The sequence below is a fragment of the Stygiolobus sp. CP850M genome, assembly GCF_037389425.1.
Taxonomy (GTDB): Archaea; Thermoproteota; Thermoprotei_A; order Sulfolobales; family Sulfolobaceae; genus Stygiolobus.
Genome location: NZ_JBBHKR010000048.1, coordinates 1 through 24833, shown reverse-complemented (window position 1 = coordinate 24833; position 24833 = coordinate 1). Strand labels below are relative to the sequence as shown.

The window sequence follows — 24833 nt, the reverse complement described above, 5'->3', positions numbered from 1 at the left end:
TACCTGGAGCCGTAGAAGACGGTGTCTCAATTATTTCACCTGTCATAGACCCTAACGGTGAAGTAAAAGGAATAGCTAAAAAGATACATCTTTATGAAGACGAAAAAAACAGACTTTTTCCTGGGTCTTCGACGATTATATTTACATATAGAGGTGTAAAAATAGGTATAGTCATATGCTACGACGTTGACTTTCCCGAGGTAATAAGGCAGATGTTCGTAAAGGGCGTCGAAGTAGTGCTAGTTCCATCGAAGATTCCTCAGGATGGGTTGGAACTTTGGAGGGATTATCTTAGAGTTAGAGTACTCGAAAATAGGTTAGCAATTGTCAACGCCAACGCTTTACAGTTACCAGAATACCCAGGTAAAAGTGTGGTATATGTTCCCGTGAAAAGAGGTAAATACGTATACGCTGAAAAAGTTGCAGAAATGGGGTCTTCTGAAAACTACCTGTTAGTTGACATAAATCCGCTTCATTATATGGATTTAAGAGTAAACAGACTAAAGGAGTACTCTAATTTTGAAATAAACGAAATTTGAATTCCTAGAGAAATAATCATTAAAAAATAAAAAACTATTTAGGATTTAATTGAATTTTCAACTATCTTCAGTGGATGTGTCTGGCGAATTATCGGTTGCTGGTGAATTACCCTGTGAATGGTGGTGTCCATGGTCGTGGTCTCCATGAGGATGAATTAATAGTAGAGGCTCGTTATTTACACTCAAGTCTCCGTGTGGGTTATCACTCACTTTGTAATGTATCGTTATTATTACATTATACTTACCGGCTGTTAAGTTGAGTTCCTGATCGTCATGATGTAAAGTTAAAGTTAATGTAGTGTTCCCGATGTTTATCGTGACATTGAACGAGGAGAACACTTTAGACAGTTTTTCTGTGTGTAATAGCTGTATTTCATAAGTTCCATTAGATGAAATTACAAGAGTAGCGTTTGCAGATACTGTTCCCGTTTCACCAGCTGTTATATTGCCTAGATTTATGTATGCAGGAATTATTTCAGTACTATTATTACTATTATTATTAGTTTGTATTACATTATATGATATATATGATAGCGGTCCGTAGCCATGCATTCCAGCTAGCATTACACCAGTCGCTGCGGCACTTGTCACTATTAGTAGTAAGAGGAGTAGTGGTTTCATTTTTGGTCATAACGTACTTCGTGTTTCACCCTTATTAGGATGTCATAGGTTAAAAACTGTTTCATAGTGTTTCAGATACAGAAATAATATATTTTTCCGCTATGAGAGTTTGGTGTGAAATCGTTAAGTGTTTTAAGCTCAAAAAATGAAATTAAAAATTTAGTTGAGAAAACTATTGAATTTTCAAATAAATTAGATTTACAGCCAATTATTACATTTTATCTTGAGGATAGATTGTTACGAAATTTAATCAAAAAATTAGATAATAAACTCGGTAAATTATTTCAGGAAAATAAATTCAATAGAGAAAAGTTTATTCAAGAAGCAGTTAAAATTCTAGTTGAAGACGAACAAAAGCTAACAAGTGTAAAAGATAAAATAATAAACAAAAAATATATTCAATATATTTATTATGCAGTTCCAATAGATAATGTGGAAGTCACAATTGTGAGAAATAATTGGGTTCCACCTAGAGCTATAATCCTCAGAGGTAAAGTTAGATTCACCTTTATGCCCCATACTACCTTTAGTGAACTTGAACAGAAAATAAACACTCAGAATGAGGACGACACAATAGTTGAATTCGAAAATGGAGTAGTGATTAACTATGAAAGGAAGAGAAACATATTTACCGATTTTCGTAACACTTCTGAAGTTCTTCAGTCTAAGGAGCAAGTGATTGTCAATCTAGCCCCAACCTTAGATACATATCTTCTCGCAGCAGTAATTGCAAACAACGTATATCCGTGGATTAATAGAGTGAGAATTACACGTAATGGAGAAAACCTAGAATACGAGATCGTATCAGGAAAGGCAAGTAAGGAAGAAGTGATTAACGGGAATACGATCGATCCTCAGAGTAAGGCTGAACTATTCTACGATTATAAGGTCAATAAAAAACTTGACACAGAGTCTATAATAAACGGTATCATTTACAAATTACCCGGTATATAGGATTTCCTTGTCAATAGGTACACTTCTTATTTTCTTGCCTGTTAGGTCTTCAACTGCACTCGTAATTGCAGCAGCTGCTACTCCCACTGGGATCTCTCCTATACCTTTTGCACCTAACGGAGTATAAGGTGATGGTGTTGGAACTATATTAATCTCAAATTCTGGCAAATCTAACGCTGAGGGAAGTCCGTAATCTATTAATGAAGTAGTGAGTAATTCACCTTGTTTCCCGTACTTGTATGCCTCATATAACGCAAGCGAAACCCCAATAGCCGAACCTCCTATTACTTGCTCTTTAACTAACTCTTCGTCAATAGGGGTACCCGGGTCTATATATACTATCAATTTTACTGGTTTAATTAGCCCAGTTTCCCTATCCACTTTAACAACTGCTATATCACATGCGAACGGATAAGCTGTGAATCTGTACTTCCCTTGGTGGTTAAATGTGTACGTTACCTCTGTTCCATCAAACTTGGAAATGTGTAGCCTATCTCCGTTTTTAGTGATGAAGTAACCATTTGAGAACTCGACTTCCTCTCCGTACTCCTTCCTTATCCTTTGGGAAATCACCTTTACCAGCTCCTCAACAGCGCCCTTTATTGCACCAGCCATAAAGACTGCCATCCTGCTTCCTCCGGGGCCAAATGAAGGGGGAGAGGAGTCGCTGTCAATCGTTTCTACGGTAACTAGTTCTGCTGGTATACCTAAAAACTGTGAGACTAGCTTTACAGCCGTATGTTCGTTCCCTTGTCCTTCCGGACTGTAACCGACTTTTACGACTACTTTACCGTTTCTGACCTCCATCTTAACACCTTCTGTTCCTGATGGAGTGCTAGGATCGGTAGAACAAGCCAACCCAATACCGTAACCCTTCTCTCTTAAGTTCCATAAGTCAGTTCTTTCGAGGGCTAAAGATAACAGTCTATTCGGATCTCCTGAGTCATATAGGGTGTAAGGAGCCTCATATGGGAAACTGTCGATGAAGTTCTTCTTTCTGATGTCGCTCTTACTTATTCCAAGCTCTTCCGCTAATGTGTCCATTATCCTTTCTAAAGCCCAAGTGTGGGGTGGGGTGCCAGCTCCTCTAAATGCTCCCGGCGGATTTTTGTTAGTTGCTATAAGTTTAGCACTGTATCTGATGTTTCTTATTTTGTAAGGCCCAGCTAAAATACCAGAAGGCTTGAAAGCTTGTCCGTTATACAAGCTAGCACCTATGTCTTCAAACACGGTAAAGTCTAACCCCGTTATTAACCCGTTCTCTTCATAGTATACTTTTATTTTGAAAGTCCTTTCTGGTCCTGAACTGTTAGATGCCTTTAAGTGCTCAGTTCTGGTCTCTATCCATTTTATAGGTACGTTAAATTTAGCCGAAGCCTGGACTAGTACGGAAATGTAAGGTGCTAATGAAAACTTTGAGCCAAAACTACCTCCGGCCCTGAGAGGTACTAGTTTGACTTTTCTTCCGCTTGTTTTGCTAATTTCTTCAGCCAAAAATTTTGGAGCTTGAGCATTAGAGTAAACAGTTCCGTCTGGGTACACTATTGCACCAAAGGTCTCTATAGGGTTTCCCGAAGACCTAGACCAATAAAGGTCTAAATCTAACTCCTTGTCGCCAAAAGGAATAGTGCCGTATTCCAAAGTCTTTTCGTATACCACATTAGTCTTGAGCTCCTCGAAAACCAGTACTTCATTCTTTAACGCTTCCTTTACATTAGAAACCGGTTGTAAAACTTCATAGTCAATGTTAACCAAGTCCGCAAGGTCTTGTGCTTTATAGGGATCTTCGGCTATGATAAGTGCTATAGGCTCTCCTTCGTATCTTACTTTGTTGAAAGCCAAGGGTAGAGTCAAGAGTGCAGAGCCTTCATTCTCTCCTTTTTCGCCTTTACTAAAATAGAGATCTTTTGCAGTAAATACGAGCCCTCCTTTCCTTATCACTTCCTCTGTATCTATCTTGAGAATTCTGGCATGGGGATATGGACTCCTTACGAAAACACCGAAATAACCTTTATACGGTATATCGTCTACGTAATTTCCTTTTCCTGCAAGCAAATCTAATACGTCGTTTCGTCTCATGTGTAAGTAAATGTGCTAATGTATTTAAAGCATTGTTTTAATCGATCTATTCCACACGAGATAAATAGAATTATTTAAAGAATTTTTATTTTTCAACAATTGTTTAGTTTGATTTACAAAATTATTTATATTCTGGAATATCGAGACTATAAGACGGTATGAGATTAACATGGATGATTGGAGGAGCACAAGGTACTGGGATTGATACATCGGCTACTATTTTCGGTAATGCCATAGCCTCAGCTGGGTATTATGTATTCGGAAACAGAGAGTATTATTCTAACATAAAAGGTAGGCATAGTTACTTCACGCTAACGATTTCAGATAAGAGAGTAAAGAGCAATACACAAAAGGTAGATATCCTTGTATCCTTTGACGCGGAAACAATATTTCATCACTTTACAGACGTTACATCTTATTTGATATACAATAAGTCCGTAGAAAATGTTAAGTTAGATTCTATTCAGGCAATGGAGGAAGAAACTAAGGATAGAATAAGAAGGTCTCTTCGCATAGACTCTCAAGAAGTGACAGTATATTCTGTTCTTAAGGTAGCCCAAGAAAAAGGAGTTAAGTTAATACCAGTGAATTATGAAGAGATAACTAAGAAAATCGCCGACGAGTTTAAGCTTCCCTTATCTGTTGTAGAGAGGGTCAAAAACACTATAGGAATAGCTGTTTCTTACAAGCTCTTGGGATTAGAACAAGAGATTTTAATCAAAGCGAGTGATAGAACGTTTAAGCAGGAGCTTTTTAGGAAATTAAACGCAAGAGCTATAGAGGAAGGTTCTTCGCTAACAGACTCGGTCTATAACCTTAGAACGTTGAAGACCAATAGTGAGAGATATTGGTTGGATGGGAACACAGCAGTGGCAATAGGAAAAATATACGGTGGCCTCAGGTTCCAGTCATATTATCCTATTACTCCTGCCTCGGATGAAAGCACGTTTATAGAAGCTCATCAAGAGGTTCTGATGATAGATCCAAAGACTGGCGATAAAATTAAAGGTATTGTAGTAGTTGTCCAGGCTGAAGACGAAATATCCGCGGTTAACATGGCAATAGGGGCTGCATTAGCAGGTGTAAGATCAGCAACTGCAACGTCTGGGCCAGGGTTCTCGTTAATGGTTGAGGGTTTAGGATGGGCAGGGATGAATGAAGTGCCCGTTGTTATCACCTATTATATAAGAGGTGGTCCCTCTACGGGATTGCCTACAAGGACCGGTCAATCGGATCTCCTATTCCCAATGTTTGCGGGACACGGCGAATTCCCAAAAATAATAATAGCTTCTGGAGACCACGCGGAAGCGTTTAGGGACGCGATATGGGCTTTAAATCTGGCAGAGAGGTATCAAACTCCTGTTATACACCTTGTAGAGAAAACTCTAGCTAACTCCTATTCTACAATACCTAGGGAGGAACTTAAGTTAGAAGAGCTAAAAGCAGATAGGGGTAAGATAGTATATAAAGCAGACCCCACATATCGTAGGTTTATGTTGACATCTGACGGAATATCAACGAGAGCGCCTTTAGGAGGAGCTCTCATGTATTATACAGGGGACGAACATAACGAGATGGGTCACATATCTGAAGACCCTGAGAACAGATTATTCATGTATGAGAAAAGGATGAAAAAACTCGAGACAGCAGACCGTGAAATTCCAGAAGAGTCTAGAGTCAAGGTATTCGGAGATACTGATTCCAAGAATGTCATAGTTACATGGGGATTTGCGGGTTCAGTCCTTGAAGACGTAATCAACGAGGGTGGCATTGACGCTCTGATATTACAACTCAGAATGTTCTCTCCTTTCCCTACAAAGCTTGTATCAAATATGCTCAGTGATAAGGAAAAAATAATTGGTGTTGAAGGAAATTACTTAGCTCAAGCCTCAAAACTCATAACAATGTTTACTGGAATTAAGCCTACTAACTATATTTTGAAGTGGAATGGAAGGCCGTTCCTGAAGGACGAGTTAGAAAGTGCGTTAAGGCAAACCATTAAAGAGGACGTTAAAAAGGTGGTTTTAAATGGAGGCGCTTAAACAGTTCAAACCTGAGTGGAGTGACTGGTGTCCAGGTTGTGGTAATTTTGGCATACTTAGTGCTGAACAGCAAGCAATAATGGAGCTAGGACTAAATTTAGAAAGGGTTGTAATCGTATCTGGAATCGGATGTTCTGGTAAACTACCGCACTTCATGAGGGTACCAATCTCTGGAGTCCATACTCTACACGGTAGAGCAATAGCATTTGCAACTGGAATCAAGCTTGCTAATCCTTCGCTGGAAGTAATAGTGAATGGCGGAGACGGGGACTTACTGGGAATAGGAGTCGGTCATTTTGTTTCAGTAGGAAGAAGAAATATCGATATTACGGTAGTAATTCACGATAACGGCGTTTATGGTCTCACTAAAGGGCAAGCCTCTCCTACACTTCTGAGAGGAATAAAGACTAAGTCGTTACCTAAGCCCAATATTAACGATGCAATTAACCCTCTATCCCTGGCATTATCCTCTGGGTACACCTTCGTGGCTAGGGGATACGCCTATGACGTTAAACACCTCAAAGAATTGATAAAGATGGCTATAAAGCACAAGGGTTTAGCAGTAATAGATGTACTTCAACCTTGTCCAACATATAATGATATAAACACTAAGGAATGGTACGACAAAAGGGTCTATAAACTCGAGGAACAGTCTGACTGGGATCCAGTAGTGAGGAATGAGAACGAGGTCAAGGATAAGCTAAAGAAAGCATTAGAGAAGAGTCTAGAGTGGGGAGATAGGATACCCATTGGAGTATTCTATAAGAATGAAACAATCCCATCTTTTGAGGAAAGAATTAGCCAAACTGCACCTTCTTACTATCATTATTATCCCTCCTCTCAACCAATTGATATAGAAGGTAAATTAAATACCCTTATAGACGATATCCTGAAAGAGAAGAAAGTAGAGAATTAGATCTCAAGTTTTCCGTTTTTTAAATAAATTTTTTTGAAAGTAGGCGGCAAGTTTGTTAAGTCTTTCTGTGAGGCGATCATTACACAGCACCAGTCCTTATATTCCCATGGATCTTGATCTCTAAGGAAAAACGACTTTAACCTATCTGGAACGGAGCTTTCAAGAATTTTATAGTCTTGAAAGGTTGAATAAACAGCGTAAATGTTATCAGCTTGTATTTCTTTGTCTAATACTCTCCATACTACCGGTCTTGCCTTGACTTTCTCCCAAGGTTCAACTACTTCTCCGACCTTAAACCCTGCTGGAGCTGTGCCTACTACTTCTAATATTTCTTTCATTTCAACTTTTCCTTCACTATCAATAATTACTAGCGTATCGCCTTTCGGATAATAGAAGTAGTACTTGTTAGATGCAAAACCTAGTAGGACTACAAAAATCTTCTCGCCGTTATAATTTAAGAAGTACTCTTCAACAGTCAAAAGCTATACCCGAACATAAAACGTGATTTGGATCTAATGAATTTTTCAGTAACCTTAGAGAGGTATAGGAATAACCCAAACAATCCTCACCATCTCTACACCCCTTTTCGATCACTACAGTGTAATCCTCACTGCGTAATGAAAGAGCTTTTTCGTCACACGTTCTAACATATCCACTTCCGTAAAACGCTATCCCAGAGGAGAATTTTTTTAAAAGTTGTAATTCTTCACCTCTGGCTGTAACTACCCCGTAGATCCTTTCGCATCTCATACCCGTTGGTAAAATGCCTTCTATTACTTCTGAGTTTTTTGAGATCTTTTCAATATAACTTGAAAATCCTGCAAAAATTGCATAGGTGGAGATCTTCGAAGAGTCTAGAAAGGATACTATTCCCCACGGGTTTTCTCGTACAATATCTTCCGGTCTGTCGACTTTTACTGATATTATTTTCTCGGGTTTAGGCAAAACTTTGATATAAAGTTCTAGGTAAATACCCAAGGTTCCTAAGGCTCCCGAGAGAGCTTTCCAAATCTTGTAACCGCTGGAGAACTTGGTAGTCTTTCCCCCGCTCTTTATTAATTTACCGTCACCGGTGACTATTTTCGCCCCTAATATCAAGTCTCTAGGATAAGGGTACCATAGGGAGAACGGTGAGGGTAAATTAGTTGATATCAGACCGCCGATAGTACCTTCGTAAAATGCAGGAAAGAACAAGTTGTTATTGGACAGATGTTCTTGAAGGTCGTTGAATCTAACCCCGCTTTGAACAGACATGTAGAGGTCAGAAGTGGAGCTTTCCAAGATTTTGTTTAACCTTATAGTGGATATACAAATTTCGAATGGTTTTTCGACTACGTGGTGAGTTCCCAGTCCCAGAACGTGAACTTTCTTACCGCTATTATTAGCGTTTCGTACGATTTCTAAGATCTCTTCATAACTTGTAGGTTCAAACAATTCCTTACATTTCATGATTGTGTATAAACATTTTAAACTATAATAACAATTTAAGCTTGTGCAATTAATTGACGAGCTAAAGCAGATCGTAGGAGAGGAATGGGTGATTTCTTCTGACGAAAAAAAGCTATACGGTTTTGACGGTCTATCCGCTGTTAAGGGAGAACCAGAACTTGTTATTCTACCGGGAAGTGAAGAAGAAGTCGTTAAGGTAGTAAGGTTGTTAATTTCACGGAGAAAGAAAGTGATAGTCAGAGGTTCAGGTACCAGTCTTAGCGGAGCTACAGTTCCGCTTAATGGTGATGAAGTAGTTGTAGGCTTAAGCAGGATTAACAAGGTATACAGTATACAAGGCTTAGAAATAGAAGTAGGTCCGGGTATAGTTAACGCCATAGTTACTAAAAACGCTCCTTCTCACTTATTTTACGCACCAGATCCTGCAAGTTACCAAGTTTCAAGTATCGGAGGTAATATATCACATGACTCGGGAGGTATTCATGTTGTTAAGTACGGCCCTACTTACAACAGTGTAATAAGATTAAAGGTAATTTTGCCGAACGGTGAGATTGAGGAATTTAAGCCTTCACCGTTTCTCAACCCTAGTAGTATATTTATAGGGGCAGAGGGCACGCTCGGAGCTATACTTAGAGCTAGACTTAGATTATTTGTGCGACCTAAGGAGAAAAAAAGTGTAATAGCTTCATTTAACTCATTAAGGGATGCGGCGAATACGATAGTGGAGATATTCAAAAGCGGTGTAATACCTTCGGCTTTAGAGATGATGGACAGATACTCGATTATAGCTATAGAAAAGAGCAGATATAAGGCAGGTCTGCCAGAGAGTGAAGCACTGCTATTAATAGAGCTTGACGGTTCGCAAGTATCCGAGGAAGAGAGTAGAGTGAAATATGTGATAAGTAACAACGGAGGAGAAATAATAAGCACTAAGGACGAGTCGAAGTATTGGAATGCAAGGAAAGGTGCTTTTCCTGCCATGGGAACTATATCCCCCGCATATATAACTCTGGACTGTAACGTGTTGAGAAGCAATTTGGCTGAAACATTAGAAAAAATCAGGGAGATATCCAGGAAATATAATGTCTATATTGCTAATGTGTTTCATGCAGGGGACGGTAATCTACACCCTCTAATTTCCTATAATCCGGAGGACTTCGATAGCTTTTATAGGGCAGTCAGGGCGAGTGATGAAATAGAAAAGCTAGTGATAAATAACGGCGGTGTGCCTTCAGGTGAACACGGAATAGGGATCGAGAAGGTTAAGTATCTCGGAGTATATTACGACGAGATAAGTTTGGACGTAATGAAGAGGTTAAAAATAACGTTCGACCCGGAAGGTTTGTTCAATCCGTGTAAGATGTTCGGTAATTGTAAAGTAAATTCGAGAGAGTTAAAGGTGTTATGGGAATGGGATTAAAAGAAGAGCTTTCTAAATGTGTGCATTGTGGGTTCTGTCTTGAGGTTTGTCCTACTTACGTAATAACTAGGTCTGAAACTCATTCACCACGCGGTAGGATTACAGCCGTGAAATTAGGTATTAGCAGTGTAGGTCTTAACACTTGTATGTTCTGCAGGAGATGCGAACTTGCATGCCCCAGCGGGGTGAAATACTCAGATATAATAACTTCAGTCCGTAAACCCAATGTAATAGAGAAAGTTTTGGTAAGAATGCTAGAGAGACCCGAGACACTCACTCCCTTTATAAAACCCGTACTTAGGTTGAACGGCTTCACCCCGCTGAGTTATGAGGAAGAGGATTACGATCTGGTGTTGTTCCCGGGATGTATAATGTCCGTAGTCTTTAGGAGTACTGTGGAGAATGCGTTGAGGTTTTTGAAGAATCGAGGGTATAGAGTGAAGATTCTGAACGGTTGTTGTGGATTGGCTCACACTCATGTAGGAGAGACCAGGAGAGCTGAAGAGCTAATAAGTAAGCTGAAGGAAATTAAGAAGCCGATAGTTTCTCTTTCGTCTAACTGTTCGGCTCATATGAAGGAGAAGGGTTTAAACGTATATGACTTCTCAGAGTTTTTAATCAAGTTCGTTAAGGAATTACCTAAAAAGGATATGGAAGTCACTTTACATCAACCTTGCCACGCTCACTTATTAGGGATCGATAAGTATGACAGACAAGTTTTAGAAATGATGGGGATTAGGATTAGAGAAGCTGAGGAACCGTCCTTCGAATGCGGTGCTGGAGGTGATTACTTTATCTTTAATAAGAATATGGCTAGTCAAGTTATGCAAATTAAGAAGGAGAAGACTCTGAAGAGCGGAGTGAATACAGTAGTCTCTACAAACCCTTCTTGTTCTATTGCTTTCATTAAAATGGGCTTAAACCCAATACATATTGCTGATTTGATTTTTAAATAATGAGTCTTTTTACCTTACTCTTCTCTTATCTGTTTAGACTAAGAAGTATTATGAGAAGAATCGGAATTAAAGACTGTGAAGATAAGAGTCTAGACATGATAATAACAGTCATTAACCAAAAGGGTGGGGTCGGTAAGACTACAACCTCCGTAAATCTCGCTTATTCTTTAGCTAAAACAAAAAACACAGCGTTAATAGATTTGGATCCCGAGGGAGGAGCCACTGTATCCTTCGGAATAAAAAGGGAAAAGAAAGATTATCCCTTAGGAGGTAAAAGCGTAAATATTTTTAACGTTGAGATGTTCCCTGCCCACATTGGGTTATTGAAGGTGGAACTTAACGGAGATATCGAGTCTACAGTCTCTACTCTACGTAAGATAGCCGAATCTTTCGACTACCTAGTTATAGATACACCTCCCAACTTAGGTACGTTGTCAGTATCAGCTATGATGGCGGCAGACAAGATCGTTACGCCGATAACCCCGCAGCCATTGGTACTCGAGGCGGCAAAAAATCTTGACTCTAGACTCGTAAGTCTTAACAAGAAAGCCTTCGCTGTTACTAACATGAGTAAAAAGGCTGTAAACGTTGATTATTCTGCAGTGAAGAGTATAGATATCGCAATACCTCAATCTAAACTATTCTCTGAAGCCACTAGACTCGGCGTTCCGGCAGTCAGGTATGAAGAGTTCAGAGTCAAGAAAACTAAGTTAGGAAGTCTTTACGAAAAGTTAGCTAAGATGGTGATCGAGTGATGAGTGAGTTAGATCTCATAATAAAAAGAAAAAAAAGTGACGTTGAGAGCAATGAGGTAAAAAAAGAAAATTCTGAAACCGAGGTTAAACAACTTGTTGAGACAAAAGATATAAGTAAAATAGAAGGAAACTCTACAAAAGAATTAAATAGTTCCAACAAGGAAGACAAGTCTCCAGATGTAAAATCCGAGAAGGATAAATCGCTTGTAATAAAGGAGAAAATGAAAGAGTTCATTCAAAAGGATCCTAAGATTGGTGTATGGAGCTATCAGGCATTTTTAGTGCTTCAGTATCTCTATCACACGGTACCTAGCTTTAAAATGAGCAAAGTAGCTAAAGAAGCCCTAGAGAAAGGTCTAAGTGAAATGTATCCTGAACTATTTAAAATTGCAACGGAATTAGCTAAAGAAGAAAAGAAAATTTAAGGGTATTTCATGCCTCAACACTTATTCATAACTTAAAATTGTTAGAGCTAGTCTTTTTCACAAACTTAACGTAAACTAGACCTAATGCAGAGATTATGAAAAGTAGTAACCCAACTCCTAGTATGATAAAATCCGCCTCTAATAACACGGAAGTATGAATTAGTAATACTGTAAATGACGTTGTATGTGTATTAGTTATTGTAGCTTGTGATACGCTATAAATATTGTCTACTTGATTGTTGTTTTGAACCTTACCTACTTCTTGAAGGTTAGCAGGAGCAAGAGCAGGAGGCTGTCCTTGGACTAGCATATCAGCACTTGTCACTACTACTGAGGAGTTAGGAGGTACTGTAATTTTTTCTTCATAATGATAAATAAGATAGTCACCAACTCCGATACCAATTATCAGCAAGAGAATTGATATCAGTAATATAATTTTCCACTTAATCATAATTTGTAAACTTTGCCTCGCCAAAATATATACTTTTCCTTGTAAGCTAATATTGCTATCGCCAAAGTGAAGAAAATTGCCGGGACCGACATAATTGACGGTATAATAGAACTAGTGATACCTATCGTAAAACTTCCTCTTATTAAATTCTTTATTATCCATATTAACATTGGTGTAAGGAAAAAAACGTTATGAGTTAGAAAGAACGAGAGGATAAAAAGTGAGAAGAAGAAAGCTACCAATAAGAACCCTTTGTATCCTTTATTAGAATATATCCTAACCGTTAGTATCTGCCTTTTGGTCCATCTGAGTAAGTCTTTTTCATCGAAAACGTTTAAAGGCATAGCATTAAATACGAAACCTATTTTACCTCTTTCCTTTGCTAACCTTGATAGTGTACAATCGTCGCACCACTGTGTCTTAAGTTCTTCGATAACATCTCTAGTAAAGAAATCCTGCCTGAAAGCCATAGAACCTCCCCAGAGAAAAGTTCCACCAATCGCTTGTGACTCAAAGCCAAAAGTCCAAAATCCCGCCCTTATTAGGTTTTTTATAGTGAGTCTATATGGCTTAGGCCATGAGAAAACTGTAGTCGCCACATAGTTTGATAAGGGTGAAATCAACTCTCTTAACCAGTTTTTAGGGTAATATGTATCCGAGTCCGCGAAGACGATTATATCTCCTTTAGCGTATTTTAAACCGGTCAGTTGTGCCCTAATTTTACCACTACACCGAGAACAAGTTTCCTCGGAAACTACAATCTTAACGTTGTGCTCCTTTAATACGTCTACGATCGGGTCTCTTAGGTCATCCACAACATAAATAACCTCATAATCCTCATAATCCTGACTAAGTAAGGACTTAACATTATTATCAGCGTTTATATCAAGACCTCTTACGGGAACTATTACCGAGGCTTTTCCTCTAAAGTCCCCTCTGACTGATCTCTTGAGCTTGATTTCTTGTACTATTTGGTAAAGTAACAATATGTCTGCCACAATTGGTAAAGTCAATAATATTACGTAGATCAACATATTCTAATCCAAGACGGCTAAGTAAGTTTAAAGCGTTTTCACTAATTCCTGGAGCTACAAGAATTCCCCTTACTAATTGATCTCTTTCTCGAAAATACATCACATATCGATATAGCTGTGACACGGCCTGCAAAGTTGCCTTAGAACGTTTAAACTCTAGGACAATATAATTGCCTTTATTATCTTTACCCAACAAGTCTATCTTACCGTAAGGTGTATTATATTCTTTTTGTAAAGGTTTAAATCCCTCCTCAATCAGCTCAGGTTTCGAAATTACCAAGTCTACTTCATCTTTCTCGCTTCCCACTAGGATGAAGTTCCCTTCTTCTACTACTGAAGAGGTTATAAAAAATACTCTAGACGCTAAAATCTCGAGTTTTTCCTTCGGTCTCTTTCTTACAGCCTTAATCCTAAAGACTCCGCTCTCTATACTCACCTCTATTATTGAGCCAGGCGGTTGCCAATTAATTGGTTCTCTTTTAGTACCCTCGTGAACAATAACACTTCCATCAGCCTTGACTATAATAAGCCTTCTCGATGAGGAAGCTTTGGAGAAAGCTCTACCCTCATATAATATTTCACATTCTGCAAGAATCGTAATTAGTGACCTGCTAAGATTTCTCTCAACAAAATCCTTTGCCTCCTCAAAATTAGGATTTAGTAATACCTCATACACAGTATTACCTACATACAATGAAATATTTAAATAAGTTACAAAGAAAGGGGGTTTAAGGGGGCGGAAAGCTTCGCCAGCGGAGATGGATAGCCCACTTATATTTAAATACTTCTTTGCCAAAATTTCTCTTAGTGACGCTAATGACGCTCTTCCCCAGCTCGATTGAGGGCTTAATGGGACTGTGGGAGGAGCAACCGTTATCTTCCTTCTCCCTTAAGGGACTAGAGCTCGGCAATGAAAGTCCCCCTGTGGGGGATACCCACACACCCCCAATGCTATATTCAAATGGGAGTGGTTCTCTGAGCCACTCGACTGCCCACCAGATGAGAGATGTAAACCCGAATCGATGGTGGGAACTATGAACCCCTTGGAAGAGAACCCTCGACCCTTCCATGGTGGGGAGCTTCCAGTATAAAAACTTTCCTTGAAAATCGAGCATAGTCCACACTACTTACGCCATGGAACCTGCTTTACTTACTAGCGTTAAACTGCTTATTTTAGTACAATTAATTTATCTTTTGATACATCTATTCCTGCAACTGGGGGCCTCCAATTGTACTCACCCTTATGTTTTATTCGGGCTTTTTGCCCAACTTCCGGTCCGAGTTGGAGGCGGCCAAGCTCCCCACCGGGCTTTAAGCCCAAGGAGCGTCACGGCCTACACCCCAGTCAGATCTGTATTACCCAGATCTGACTAATATGTTTTATATAAGGAAGTCAGCGAAGAGTGAAGAGTCTCTAACTTACACTCTGCACATCTTTTTCAGATAATCTATTACCTCCTTAACTTCCAGGATAGTAGGGTGTAGAGATGAGAGTACAGAGAGAACCTTTAGTGAGTCTTCACTCCACGTTTCGCAGTCTTCAGCATACTCCAGAGTCACGTTAGATTTCTCCTTTAACTTAAGCTTGGCACATCCTTTATTAGTTTTTATAGACAGTCTAAGGATCCTTTGAGGTATTACATCACCTGGCATGTTTAAGTTTCTATCAAAGAAGATCTTGTTAAGTTCTATTTCCAGCTCTGAAACCTCAAAGTCTAAATAGCTAGTAGGTTTAATAGCAGTAGGTTTTTCCACTAAGTCTTCTACATAACGTTTGATTAGAGATATTGGTAAGTCGAACTCTATGGAAGCTTTAGTTAAACCATCTAAGATAATTTCTCTTACGTTCTTTAGCTCTGCCTTAATGGACTCTTCAGCCTCGTTCCCTTTTTTAACTACCAAATTATGGGGGTCGAAGAATCTACCGTTTTCAAAACTGACTCTAGAGCTACTAGTGTGGAGTTTTATTATTTTGATGTTATTTCTAAGGGAAGACTCTAGATTTATCAGCTTATAGTTGTACACGAATTCAACCGAACTCTCCGAGCAACGAAATGTGAAGCTAACCTCGCTCATGTTCTCAACCTAGCCCCTCCATCTACGGGTATAACTACACCATTTATCCATTCGGCCTCATCGGTTAATAACCATACTACAACTTTCGCAAAGTCTTCTGGCGGAGCCTTAAAGTCTCCCAATCTTCTCATCTTCTTCCAATCCCTACCTGGGACAAATTCCCCATCTATTACACTTGGTGCAATACCCACAACTCTTATTCCTTGGTCTATTAACTCGGAGGCTAAAGTCTCTACTGCCTTTGCTATTCCAGCTTTTGCTATACTGTAAGATAGTTGGAAAGGTAGAGGTGTATATATTCCCCTTATTGCTGAAATTAATACTATCGTAGATCCTTTCCTTAGTCTAGAGAGGGAACTCTTCACTACGTAGAGAGGGACCTTAACGTGATTGGTCAACATTTCGTCTAACCCCTTGAGGTCATCTATTTTGTCTTCTACATAACCGCCCACTGTTATCACCAGATCAGTGAAGTCTCCCGCTTTGTTCACTGTCTCTTCAGCTTTTTGCGGAGTTGATACGTCTCCCACAACATATTTGCAGTTTCGTAAATTTTCGCATATCTCTTTGAGCTTCTTTTCATTCCTTGAATTTATTATAACCTCAGCTCCTTCACTTGAGGAAAAATAGGCTATAGCGTACCCTAGTCCTTTGCTTGTCCCTACAACAAAAACTTTCTTTCCTTCCAGCCTTCCCATTATAAAACTATAGTTAACCGTTTAATTTAAGTAATAATTTAATTTTTTCAGGTGATGTTATAGGCATACTACACGAAGTCCCCTTACATACGTAAGCCCTACTATTTCCTTGGTTAAACTTTATCATCGCTTTGATAAATGATGGAAGGAAATCTGCGTTATCGGGGCTAACTTTCTCAACCATTTTCATGGGGTGATACGCGAGTAGTGCGGTTTTATGAAGTTCATCAGCCTTTCCGTCTTTTTCATCTACAATTACTATATGAGCCGTTCCTTTAACTAATGACGCAGTAACGTGAGCTATCCCTGCAACGAATAATGGGTTTGGAGCGAAAGGAACCTTTACGTTCGCTATCTCTCCTTTCATGACGCTGGTCTTCAAAAATCCTTTAAGGGCCAATGAGGCTACTGACTCATTTGGAGAGTCAATAGGATAGCTATAGTCTAGACTCTTTAGTTGTCCTTCTAACGCGAAGATCAAATCCTTGTACTTTACGTTTCCGGTTACTTCATATGCTGAAATTACGGCTAACAAGGCTGCAGCATAGTCCTCCGGCAGTCCGTCTTTTCCTCCTCCTATTCTTCTAGTTATTTTACGAGAGAATTTATCTACTACTCTCAACGCTTCGTTTAATCCTTTACCAGTTATCACGCTCGACTCTAAGAGTGCTTGTGTGACACGGGCATTAGGATAAGTGTAAACGTTATCGTCTCTAAAAGGTGGTTTCCTATTCTTCACTCTATACTCTAGAAGTTTCATCCTGATCTCGCTAAGTTTGCCTAAAGGGTTGTTGACGAATTTTGATAGATCCTTGACGTCCATTACCCTCCTCAATACTTTTTTTCCTTCAATCTCTTCACCCCTATCGACGTTAAAAACCCTTATCCATAATCTGTAGTCTTCACCTTGTAATGCCTCTTTAAATTCATCTTCCGTCCAAGTATAGTAATACCCTTCTTTTCCCTCAGAATCTGCATCTAAGCTATTAGCAAATCCTTCACCGATAAACAGCTCCCTCAATATAAACTGTGAAGTCAAGTTTAAAGCGTCTAAGATTTCTGGATCTTGCGTCAATTGGTATGCATGTATGTAGTCTAATAATAACTCGGCATTGTCTATGAGTAGCTTTTCGAAATGCGGTACATACCATTCATCATCTACAGTATATCTGTGGAATCCTCCTCCTACCTGATCAAAGATCCCTCCGTAGTACATCTTCTTTAGAGTGTAAGTTGAAAGTTTCAGCTCGGTATCATCCTTTGTGTAGTAGGAATATGCCATTAGTAGCTCATCTATTGTTGGGTGCGGGAACTTCATTGTTCCTTGAAGACCACCGTGATCAAAGTCATAATTAGAGATTATTGCTGACACGACTTCTTCTACCTTATCCCAATCGGGGTTGTCTACTAAATACTCTATATTCTTCAAAGAAGAGTGAAGGGTCGAAGGTACCTGTAGTATTTTATCTCTTTCTTCCCTCCAGATTCTATTAAGTTCTTGTAAAAGCCTTTTGAAACCTATTCTCCCATAAGCGTCCTCAGGAGGGAAATAAGTTCCCCCGTAGAAGACTTTACCGTCAGGGGTCATGAAAACAGTTAAGGGCCAACCAGATTCCCCGGTCAGTGAACTTACGGCAAGCTGAAGCTGTTTATCTAAGTCTGGCATCTCGTCCCTATCCACTTTTATAGCGACGTAGTACTTGTTGATCAGTTCTATTACTTCTCTGTCTTTATAAGTAGTTTCGTCCATTACGTGACACCAATGGCACCATGAAGCGCCTACGTCTACTAAGATTAGTTTATCCTCTTCCCTAGCCTTTTTAAAGGCATCGTCACTCCACGGATACCAGTCTATCTCACTATCGGCTGATAGTCTAAGAAATGAGCTTTCAGCGTCTTTTAATCTGTTCATACAGTATTATATATATTCCACGTTAATAACAGTTAGTTAGAAGAACTTTTTCTCCTGAAAAATAAGTAAAAAGCCAGAGCTATTATACCAAGTGCAATACCAGTCATGTTCAGCGACATTTTAGCATGCGATGAGATATTTTTGTTTGGTAGAAAAGTTACGTTTACACTGGTTGAGCCGTTTACTAGCATAACGTAAAAGTTACTCTTTATATCGTGATTAAAAACCACGTTCTGATCGAAAGGGACATTTATATATATGAAGCTGTAATTTTCGACTGTAAACGTTTTGTTTTCTGAGATATAGTATGAACTTCCGTTACTCAGCTGTACGGTCACTATGCCTTTCCCGAAAATATGGATAGATAAATTTACATAGCTCGTTATAGCTGTAACGTTAATTGTTGTAGGTCCATTAATATTTAATGATGTGTTACTAACTTTTCTCCCGTCTATGAGCACGACGTATCCTAGTGATATAGGTAATGCCTTAAGTGTCACTTCACCTGATAGGGTTAACGTAGTATTACGGTCTATTAAAATATCTGAGTTATTGTAGATTACGTTCACAATTACTGGTCCTTCTAATAAAAACTTCACTGGATAAGATGTTTCACTAAGGGCGGTTAAAACGTAGGGATACAATGCTGATATGATGATGAGTGAGAATAACGTGATAAAGGATAATATTTTCATATAACTTCAACAGCTCATAAAAAGAGAGGGACGTATACGAAAGTTAAAGTATTATTTTACCTCTTTCGTATATGGATTCAGAGACTTCTTTATAGGGCAGTATTATAGTGTCCTTATTGATCAAAACATTGTCATATGTTAAAACTTCGTCACCTAATATCGAACTCTCTATCCTGTTCCACTTACCTACAGTGACGCTATCACCTAGAATACTCTCGGCTATGGTCGTAAAATCTCCTATATTAGCTCCCTGCATTAATATGCTCTCCTCTATATAGTCTCCCTTTCCGATCTTCCCTCTTTTTCCTATTATGGAATTCCTAATTACCGAGTCGTCATTTATCATAACCTCATTGCCTATGTAGAAAGGTGGTCTAAGCTCAGCCCTCTCACTAACCTTAGCGTTCTCACTAACATAACCTTTAGGAAACTTAAGGGCTAAAAGCTCTAGGTTAATTCTCATATAATCAGAAGGAATTCCTATATCCATCCATAGACCTTTGTAAGGATAAACTGCAATACACGTTCCTGAAGATATGAGTCTTGGTAAAAAATCTCTAGCTATCGAAATACTATTCCCGTTTTCTAATCCGTCGATTTTATCGAATAATTTTTTCTTAAATACATACACTCCGGCATTAATTAAATTACTTACCGGTATTTTGGGCTTCTCTATTATCTGAACCAATCTGTAGTCATCTACTACTAAAACACCATATCTTTTAGGATCTTCAACTTGAGTTCCTACGATTGTTGCGTCACACCCTTTACTTTGGTGGAAATCTATAAGCCTTTTATAGTCGACCTCATTATAAATATCACCATACACGACTATAACGTCCTCAGATAGTTCGTACTGGCTGCTTATCATCTTTAGGGGTCCTGCATCACCTAACCTTTCCTTTTCAACTATTGGTATTACGTTCCTATTAGTAACCTTTATGTGCTCTAGGATCTTATCCGCCATCACACGTAGAGATAGGTATACATTATCGACTTGTGAAGACTCTAGAGCATCTAGTATATAGTCTACAAGTGGTTTATCTAGTATTGGAAGAAGTGCTTTTGGCTTAGTCATGCTCAATGGTCTAAGCCTTGTGGCATAACCACCAGCCAGTACTATTGCGGAGACCATATATAAAATTTAGAAAATGTAATAAAAATTTTACTTGTTTAGGTACTTCTGAAGCTTTTTGTCCGCATCGTCCCAGTTAACTACGTTCCACCAAGCGTTTATATAATCGGCTCTCTTGTTCTTGTATTGTAAGTAGTAAGCATGTTCAAACTCATCGAGGATTAAGATTATCGGTAGCTCGGCTATGTGGTTCTGGAAGTGGTTCTCAAACGTCGTTATCTCTAGATTACCTGATTCAGTATCGTAATATAATACTGTCCAACCTGTACCAGGTAAGCTATTAGCGGCTTCTGTGAATACTTGTTTGAATTTCTCAAAGCTTCCATATTGTTTTTCAATTAAGTCTCCTAATACTCCTCCAGGTTTCCCTCCTCCTTTACCAGCAGGAGCCATATTATTCCAATATAGAGCGTGTAACTTGTGCCCGTTTATATTGAATACTAGTCCTCTAAGTAAACCTTGAATATCATATTGCCCTGAGGTCAATTGTCCGTTAAGGATTTTTTCCATTCTTTCTAAGAATGTATTTGCACCATTTACATACCCTTTATGGTGCCCGTTGTAGTGTATATCTATTATGTCTTTGCTTATGTATGGTTCTAATGCATCTATTTTATAGGGTAACGGAGGCAGTTCGTATTTTTTAAATTGAATTGTTTGAGTCATATAGAGAGAGTGTTAGAGATAGGTTAAATATTTTGTTTAAATGATTTAGGCAATGAAGGCATTCTAATGTAAGTTGTTTTTTGTGAAGCGAGTTCTGTGATTTTCTTAACAATTCATGTCATTAAAATTATTATGTAACAGTTCTAATTCTATTTATGTTTTCCTCGTAGAAAGTAAATCATCCTAAATACCATATGTTTTTATAAGTTTTTAAATATAATTACAATCAATGTTGGATAGTATGCATGGTCTAGGTGATCCTAACACTTTAATCAGAAAAGCTCTGATAATGATCACCAATGGATTGCTCACATATGAGATTTCATTTTCACTAATTAAAAATAATGGTTCAGCAGAAATTTTATCAGCAATAATCTTTGCATTGTCGATTTTGATAGGAGATATACTAATTCCACTTACAGTAATAGGAGGGATTTTAACTGAATACCAAAATTATCTCACTTCTATTATTTCAACAGGAAAATTTTACTTTAATTCTAATTTCGAAGCATTTTTACTATCTTTGATATTTTTATTTGTAATACCCCTAATATCCCTAGTTAGATTTAGAAGTTCTAGATCTTTTATCACTAGTGGATCCATACTGTTATCCCAGTTTAACCCTATTTGGTCACTACTGTTATTTAGTGGAATATCTCAATCGGATAATTACACTATTAATGTGCTTTCGGCTATCCCTATAGCCATAATTTTTCCTTTGTACTTTTACGGTAATTTCTTAGGAATTGTAATAGTGGCAATGATAATAATAGCTGCAGTTACTTATGCTATAAAATCGTACTACGGATTAGTTGGTGTAGTCTTCGTTGCGTTGGCATATATATTGTTAACAAAATTAGGCTATACTATATCTATTCTGTCAGTAGTAGTAAGTCTAGCTATATACTCTTCTAATTTGATGGTCTCAATAGTAAGTTCTCAGTTTGAAAATAAGAAAGCTTATGAGACGTTAAAGAGTAGCTTAACAGAAGAACTAAAAAATATTAACTCTACACTCTATAGTCTGAAGGCCGAAGTGGCACAAGAAAACTCGGATATAAATAATATAATTAGCGGATATATAACTCAAATAACTAAGCTTCAAGATGAAGTTTTACGATGTAAGAACGTTGAATGTGAAGAAGAGGTAAAGAGTGAGCTAAGTAATGTGAGGAGAATGATAACAATGGAATTGAATAACTTAATATTTGATAAAATAAAGTCATATAATGACTTCTCTGAGAGACTAAAATTCTTAGGTATAAACATTCCTGAACTGGAGTATCCTAAGGAAGAAATAAAGATAGAGGAGTTCTTAGATTTTTATCATAATCTAAAGAATGTAGTTGATAAAAACATCTTAACAGCTACTAATATGGTAAATAACTTAATAGATAACTTGTCTAGGACTCTTGGAATCTATATGCAAAAGGTTAAAGTCATCAATATGGATAGTATAATAGAAAAAGTCGAGAGCATAGATATAAAAGACATAAATACTAAGCTAAACCTTTGTCTCAGTAAAGCTACTGAAATAAGTGAAATTTTACTAACAACACCGGATACGTTTGAGCTAAAGAAAGATATCGCTACTCTGCATTTGCAACAGTTTACAATAAATAAGCTAGTACAATCGTCGAAAGTTTTAGAAAGATTCACAAATGTGATCTTATCTGAGTTATCAATGTCTTATAGTGCGTTTAAGGATATATCTACTAGGTTCTCTACCCCTGAACTGAAGAGTCTTGAAGAAATAATGAATGGATTGGTTATAACTTTCCAGTCAGCGTATACTCCTTATTGTGAAAAAGTAAATAGGCTTTACGGCTCTTTAACCAATATAGAACAGATAATGGAATACGTGAGAGAAAGAGATGTAATCCTGCAATTAGAAGAAATAATAGATGCAATACTTCCTCAAATTAAGCAGAGAGACGTTATAGAATTGGAAGAATTAGGAATAAATCAGAAATACGCAGACTTCTTACTGAAAGCTCTAAATAATAGAGGAATTGCCGCTAAACTTGAAGGTAACAAAATTATATTAAGAAACGGAATCCACGGGGAATAATTTTTAAACTCATTACTCTTTTATCTCAATCTCCTTATGCTTATTTCAGCATGATCACCAACTATGTCACCTTTATATAGAAAATTTCTAGCATTTCTTAACAACTGGTGTGTACAAAGTACTCTGTCTTGATCAGCGACTATATTTAATACATCACCTGGTTTCATAGAAACTAAAATTTTAGAGATCTCCAATATAAATTCTTCACAAGATTTTCCTCTTAAATCCAATTTTATTTCTTGTGTCATAAATAACATTAAATAATTATAGTTTAAAAACTTATGAATCTAACTTCTTCTCTGTTAGATTTTGATAAAAGTTCATCCTCGCTCATAACCTTGGACCATAACTTTTCCGCATTCAATAGCATATAAGTATAAGCCTCACTGATCCTCTTCATGGTATCTTCCTCATTCAAGGGATGAATCCTCAGTCCTACTCTTCCTACAGTCCCTCCCCTAACCATTAGCCAGTGGGCGAATACTTCTACTGGATATTTTTTAGTTATCTCTTCAGAAGTCAATTTTCTTCTGTATAAATAGTACAGTTCACGAATAAAATTAGCAGATATAACTCTAAAGAACTGTTCTTTCCATTTATCCATATAATACTCTCCTTCCTTTACCATCACGTTACGTAAGTAATTATACATTTCAGAGGCAATGTTTTCATCAGTAAGCGAGAGGCCTGTAACAGCGTACACGAAGTCTTTTTGAGCCATAAAAGCGTCGAAATCTCTATTCACAAATAGCCATGCGGTTGCAGCAAAAGAGTTGACTATACCGGTCATCAGTTTGTCCACGAGCTTGTCTTTATCGATTTGTTGAGTAACTACTTTACCTTCTCTTATCATCTTAGCCAGTTCCTCAAAATCCACTACACCTGCATATACTAATTTCCCGTCTATGAAAACCGAAGGAGTAGATATCACTCCCCTTTCCAAAGCTATGAAGGGATAAAGTTGTGTATCAATTACTATTACTTTGCCTAATAGTCCTTCTTTCTCTAGATATTCTAACAGTAAGTTACATTCAGTGCAGGTCTTGTGCGTAAAGATTTCTACTTTCATAATCGAGTCTTTTTTGGATTGAAGCAATTTAGGTTTTTCTTCCACCATAGGCTATCGAACCTTCTGTCTAAGAGCCATACTTTTACATGATCATTAATTCCTCTAATCCCCCTCCCTATGGATTGTCTCACAGTCATTAATGCGGGGATTTTATAGAGGTACTCATCACTTTTTCTTCCTAGCCTTTCCGATATTTTTTGAGCAACTAACTTCGTATAATCGTCTGGAGGCGGATATGGAATTCCCACTATCACAACGTCGCTGATCAAACTCCTCCCGTCTTTCACCAGTTCTACCCCTTCCGTCAATTTCCCCCTACCTACTGCCCCTATTATAACCTTGTTGAATTTTTTTACAAACGAGTATAATGTCTCTATTTCGGAGTCCTCATCTTCTAAGTATTTTGGCACTTGTATAAACTCCATTACCCTACTCATTATCTCGTATGAGGGAAACACAGATAACACGTGAGTCTTCGCTTGATAATACACTTTTAGCAAGTAATCTCCATATTTTTTCCACATTATGTCTCCTCTACTATCGTATTTAGAAGTTACATCGATTGCTAAAATACATTCATAATCACCAGATACTTTTTCCTTAATTTCCCTCTCGACGTTAATATAAATTAAACTCCTCGTTACATTCCAGATCTTTTTGATGTAATCTTCAGGTGGAAGAGTTCCAGACATTAATAGAAACGTTAGGTCATTATCGTTTAGTATTTGCAAGAAATTTGATATATCAACGCTCTTCAAAACTATTTTATTTTTATGAATAAAAGGTACTAGTCCTTCACCATCTTTGTAGCTTTCGTAGAATTTAATTACAGAACCCAAATATATCCTTTTTATTTTCCTCTCCTTTATC

General features: G+C 37.9%; 25 protein-coding genes and 1 pseudogene. 10 read left to right on the top strand and 16 right to left on the bottom strand.

What is annotated here, in order from left to right; all coding sequences use genetic code 11:
• Positions 1-539: carbon-nitrogen hydrolase family protein (locus WIW89_RS04735; protein WP_337719932.1), on the top strand; the 539-nt coding region annotated here is incomplete at its 5' end.
• Between the two features lie 57 nt (positions 540-596).
• On the opposite strand, the gene WIW89_RS04730 is transcribed toward WIW89_RS04735, so the two are convergent.
• On the bottom strand, positions 597-1160 hold the full coding sequence (locus WIW89_RS04730) for a hypothetical protein (protein WP_337719931.1): 564 nt from the start codon (positions 1158-1160) through the stop codon (positions 597-599).
• A 114-nt stretch (positions 1161-1274) separates the two neighbouring features.
• Here WIW89_RS04730 and WIW89_RS04725 point away from each other — a divergent pair, with 114 nt between their 5' ends.
• Positions 1275-2114 (top strand): hypothetical protein, encoded by an 840-nt coding sequence (locus WIW89_RS04725; protein ID WP_337719930.1) that lies wholly within the window; start codon positions 1275-1277, stop codon positions 2112-2114.
• Here the strand turns inward: WIW89_RS04725 and WIW89_RS04720 are convergent.
• Complete coding sequence (locus WIW89_RS04720; RefSeq protein WP_337719929.1) at positions 2100-4193, bottom strand: xanthine dehydrogenase family protein molybdopterin-binding subunit; 2094 nt, start codon at positions 4191-4193, stop codon at positions 2100-2102. The two genes, WIW89_RS04725 and WIW89_RS04720, sit on opposite strands and share 15 nt — an antisense overlap.
• Positions 4194-4351: 158 nt before the next feature.
• On the opposite strand from WIW89_RS04720, the gene WIW89_RS04715 reads away from it, so the two are divergent.
• Both WIW89_RS04715 and WIW89_RS04710 read left to right on the top strand, forming a co-directional pair.
• Positions 4352-6235: a 2-oxoacid:ferredoxin oxidoreductase subunit alpha gene (locus WIW89_RS04715; protein WP_337719928.1), complete on the top strand. Its 1884-nt coding sequence runs from the start codon at positions 4352-4354 to the stop codon at positions 6233-6235.
• The gene (locus WIW89_RS04710; protein WP_337719927.1) at positions 6222-7151 is read left to right on the top strand and encodes a 2-oxoacid:ferredoxin oxidoreductase subunit beta; all 930 of its coding nucleotides are present in this window, start codon (positions 6222-6224) and stop codon (positions 7149-7151) included. Before WIW89_RS04715 ends, WIW89_RS04710 begins: the two co-directional genes overlap by 14 nt.
• Here the strand turns inward: WIW89_RS04710 and WIW89_RS04705 are convergent.
• On the bottom strand, positions 7148-7630 hold the full coding sequence (locus WIW89_RS04705) for a hypothetical protein (RefSeq protein WP_337700237.1): 483 nt from the start codon (positions 7628-7630) through the stop codon (positions 7148-7150). The genes WIW89_RS04710 and WIW89_RS04705 overlap by 4 nt on opposite strands.
• The gene (locus tag WIW89_RS04700; protein WP_337719926.1) at positions 7620-8600 is read right to left on the bottom strand and encodes an FAD-binding oxidoreductase; all 981 of its coding nucleotides are present in this window, start codon (positions 8598-8600) and stop codon (positions 7620-7622) included. The genes WIW89_RS04705 and WIW89_RS04700 overlap by 11 nt, the downstream gene beginning before the upstream one ends.
• Positions 8601-8643: 43 nt before the next feature.
• Between WIW89_RS04700 and WIW89_RS04695 the strand changes: the two genes are divergently transcribed.
• The 4 genes from WIW89_RS04695 (at position 8644) to WIW89_RS04680 (ending at position 12156) form a co-directional block, all read left to right on the top strand.
• The gene (locus WIW89_RS04695; RefSeq protein WP_337719925.1) at positions 8644-10020 is read left to right on the top strand and encodes an FAD-binding oxidoreductase; all 1377 of its coding nucleotides are present in this window, start codon (positions 8644-8646) and stop codon (positions 10018-10020) included.
• Positions 10011-10976, top strand: a complete 966-nt coding sequence (locus WIW89_RS04690) for a (Fe-S)-binding protein (RefSeq protein WP_337719924.1) — start codon at positions 10011-10013, stop codon at positions 10974-10976. The genes WIW89_RS04695 and WIW89_RS04690 overlap by 10 nt, the downstream gene beginning before the upstream one ends.
• Before the next feature lie 95 nt (positions 10977-11071).
• Positions 11072-11731 (top strand): ParA family protein, encoded by a 660-nt coding sequence (locus tag WIW89_RS04685; RefSeq protein WP_337719933.1) that lies wholly within the window; start codon positions 11072-11074, stop codon positions 11729-11731.
• Entirely contained in the window at positions 11731-12156 is a 426-nt protein-coding gene (locus WIW89_RS04680) for a hypothetical protein (protein ID WP_337708503.1), read from the top strand. Before WIW89_RS04685 ends, WIW89_RS04680 begins: the two co-directional genes overlap by 1 nt.
• Positions 12157-12181: 25 nt before the next feature.
• On the opposite strand, the gene WIW89_RS04675 is transcribed toward WIW89_RS04680, so the two are convergent.
• Genes WIW89_RS04675 through nucS form a run of 3 tightly spaced genes read right to left on the bottom strand, consistent with a single transcriptional unit; the run spans position 12182 to position 14317 of the window.
• Positions 12182-12607 (bottom strand): hypothetical protein, encoded by a 426-nt coding sequence (locus tag WIW89_RS04675; RefSeq protein ID WP_337719923.1) that lies wholly within the window; start codon positions 12605-12607, stop codon positions 12182-12184.
• Complete coding sequence (locus WIW89_RS04670; RefSeq protein ID WP_337719922.1) at positions 12604-13641, bottom strand: glycosyltransferase; 1038 nt, start codon at positions 13639-13641, stop codon at positions 12604-12606. Before WIW89_RS04670 ends, WIW89_RS04675 begins: the two co-directional genes overlap by 4 nt.
• Positions 13532-14317 carry an endonuclease NucS gene (nucS, locus tag WIW89_RS04665; RefSeq protein ID WP_337719921.1) on the bottom strand — a complete coding sequence of 262 codons (786 nt, stop codon included), beginning with the start codon at positions 14315-14317 and terminating at the stop codon, positions 13532-13534. Before nucS ends, WIW89_RS04670 begins: the two co-directional genes overlap by 110 nt.
• 173 nt (positions 14318-14490) lie before the next feature.
• On the opposite strand from nucS, the pseudogene WIW89_RS04660 reads away from it, so the two are divergent.
• Positions 14491-14732, top strand: a pseudogene (locus WIW89_RS04660) (hypothetical protein).
• A 328-nt stretch (positions 14733-15060) separates the two neighbouring features.
• Here WIW89_RS04660 and WIW89_RS04655 read toward each other — a convergent pair.
• The 6 genes from WIW89_RS04655 to WIW89_RS04630 are packed head-to-tail and all read right to left on the bottom strand — an operon-like array spanning position 15061 to position 20823.
• On the bottom strand, positions 15061-15717 hold the full coding sequence (locus WIW89_RS04655; RefSeq protein ID WP_337719920.1) for a hypothetical protein: 657 nt from the start codon (positions 15715-15717) through the stop codon (positions 15061-15063).
• Positions 15714-16415: an SDR family NAD(P)-dependent oxidoreductase gene (locus WIW89_RS04650; protein WP_337700255.1), complete on the bottom strand. Its 702-nt coding sequence runs from the start codon at positions 16413-16415 to the stop codon at positions 15714-15716. Before WIW89_RS04650 ends, WIW89_RS04655 begins: the two co-directional genes overlap by 4 nt.
• A gap of 13 nt (positions 16416-16428) precedes the next feature.
• A complete protein-coding gene (locus WIW89_RS04645; RefSeq protein ID WP_337719919.1) occupies positions 16429-18327 on the bottom strand; it encodes a thioredoxin domain-containing protein in 1899 nt (632 codons plus the stop codon).
• A 32-nt stretch (positions 18328-18359) separates the two neighbouring features.
• Positions 18360-19022, bottom strand: coding sequence for a hypothetical protein (locus WIW89_RS04640; protein ID WP_337719918.1), 663 nt, complete (start codon positions 19020-19022; stop codon positions 18360-18362).
• A gap of 43 nt (positions 19023-19065) precedes the next feature.
• Positions 19066-20157, bottom strand: a complete 1092-nt coding sequence (locus WIW89_RS04635; protein ID WP_337719917.1) for an NDP-sugar synthase — start codon at positions 20155-20157, stop codon at positions 19066-19068.
• Between the two features lie 30 nt (positions 20158-20187).
• Entirely contained in the window at positions 20188-20823 is a 636-nt protein-coding gene (locus tag WIW89_RS04630) for a superoxide dismutase (protein WP_337719916.1), read from the bottom strand.
• 241 nt (positions 20824-21064) lie between these two features.
• Here WIW89_RS04630 and WIW89_RS04625 point away from each other — a divergent pair, with 241 nt between their 5' ends.
• A complete protein-coding gene (locus tag WIW89_RS04625; RefSeq protein WP_337719915.1) occupies positions 21065-22894 on the top strand; it encodes a hypothetical protein in 1830 nt (609 codons plus the stop codon).
• Between the two features lie 20 nt (positions 22895-22914).
• On the opposite strand, the gene WIW89_RS04620 is transcribed toward WIW89_RS04625, so the two are convergent.
• The 3 genes from WIW89_RS04620 to WIW89_RS04610 form a co-directional block, all read right to left on the bottom strand.
• A complete protein-coding gene (locus WIW89_RS04620; RefSeq protein WP_337700262.1) occupies positions 22915-23142 on the bottom strand; it encodes a sulfurtransferase TusA family protein in 228 nt (75 codons plus the stop codon).
• Positions 23143-23165: 23 nt separating this feature from the next.
• The gene (locus WIW89_RS04615) at positions 23166-23963 is read right to left on the bottom strand and encodes a thioredoxin family protein (protein ID WP_337709933.1); all 798 of its coding nucleotides are present in this window, start codon (positions 23961-23963) and stop codon (positions 23166-23168) included.
• Positions 23960-24833, bottom strand: an 874-nt coding sequence (locus WIW89_RS04610) for a helicase C-terminal domain-containing protein (protein ID WP_337719914.1), incomplete at its 5' end; no start/stop codon positions are given. The genes WIW89_RS04610 and WIW89_RS04615, both read right to left, overlap by 4 nt.

Excerpts from the sequence above, each read along its gene's own strand:
- WIW89_RS04730 (WP_337719931.1), bottom strand. The coding sequence starts at position 1,160 with ATGAAACCACTACTCCTCTTACTACTAATAGTGACAAGTGCCGCAGCG.
- WIW89_RS04630 (WP_337719916.1), bottom strand. The coding sequence starts at position 20,823 with ATGACTCAAACAATTCAATTTAAAAAATACGAACTGCCTCCGTTACCC.
- WIW89_RS04640 (WP_337719918.1), bottom strand. The coding sequence starts at position 19,022 with ATGAAAATATTATCCTTTATCACGTTATTCTCACTCATCATCATATCA.
- WIW89_RS04650 (WP_337700255.1), bottom strand. The coding sequence starts at position 16,415 with ATGGGAAGGCTGGAAGGAAAGAAAGTTTTTGTTGTAGGGACAAGCAAA.
- WIW89_RS04635 (WP_337719917.1), bottom strand. The coding sequence starts at position 20,157 with ATGGTCTCCGCAATAGTACTGGCTGGTGGTTATGCCACAAGGCTTAGA.
- WIW89_RS04710 (WP_337719927.1), top strand. The coding sequence starts at position 6,222 with ATGGAGGCGCTTAAACAGTTCAAACCTGAGTGGAGTGACTGGTGTCCA.
- WIW89_RS04620 (WP_337700262.1), bottom strand. The coding sequence starts at position 23,142 with ATGACACAAGAAATAAAATTGGATTTAAGAGGAAAATCTTGTGAAGAA.
- WIW89_RS04700 (WP_337719926.1), bottom strand. The coding sequence starts at position 8,600 with ATGAAATGTAAGGAATTGTTTGAACCTACAAGTTATGAAGAGATCTTA.
- WIW89_RS04690 (WP_337719924.1), top strand. The coding sequence starts at position 10,011 with ATGGGATTAAAAGAAGAGCTTTCTAAATGTGTGCATTGTGGGTTCTGT.
- WIW89_RS04720 (WP_337719929.1), bottom strand. The coding sequence starts at position 4,193 with ATGAGACGAAACGACGTATTAGATTTGCTTGCAGGAAAAGGAAATTAC.
- WIW89_RS04615 (WP_337709933.1), bottom strand. The coding sequence starts at position 23,963 with ATGAAAGTAGAAATCTTTACGCACAAGACCTGCACTGAATGTAACTTA.
- WIW89_RS04645 (WP_337719919.1), bottom strand. The coding sequence starts at position 18,327 with ATGAACAGATTAAAAGACGCTGAAAGCTCATTTCTTAGACTATCAGCC.
- WIW89_RS04655 (WP_337719920.1), bottom strand. The coding sequence starts at position 15,717 with ATGAGCGAGGTTAGCTTCACATTTCGTTGCTCGGAGAGTTCGGTTGAA.
- WIW89_RS04625 (WP_337719915.1), top strand. The coding sequence starts at position 21,065 with ATGCATGGTCTAGGTGATCCTAACACTTTAATCAGAAAAGCTCTGATA.
- WIW89_RS04670 (WP_337719922.1), bottom strand. The coding sequence starts at position 13,641 with ATGTTGATCTACGTAATATTATTGACTTTACCAATTGTGGCAGACATA.
- WIW89_RS04680 (WP_337708503.1), top strand. The coding sequence starts at position 11,731 with ATGAGTGAGTTAGATCTCATAATAAAAAGAAAAAAAAGTGACGTTGAG.
- WIW89_RS04675 (WP_337719923.1), bottom strand. The coding sequence starts at position 12,607 with ATGATTAAGTGGAAAATTATATTACTGATATCAATTCTCTTGCTGATA.
- WIW89_RS04715 (WP_337719928.1), top strand. The coding sequence starts at position 4,352 with ATGAGATTAACATGGATGATTGGAGGAGCACAAGGTACTGGGATTGAT.
- WIW89_RS04685 (WP_337719933.1), top strand. The coding sequence starts at position 11,072 with ATGATAATAACAGTCATTAACCAAAAGGGTGGGGTCGGTAAGACTACA.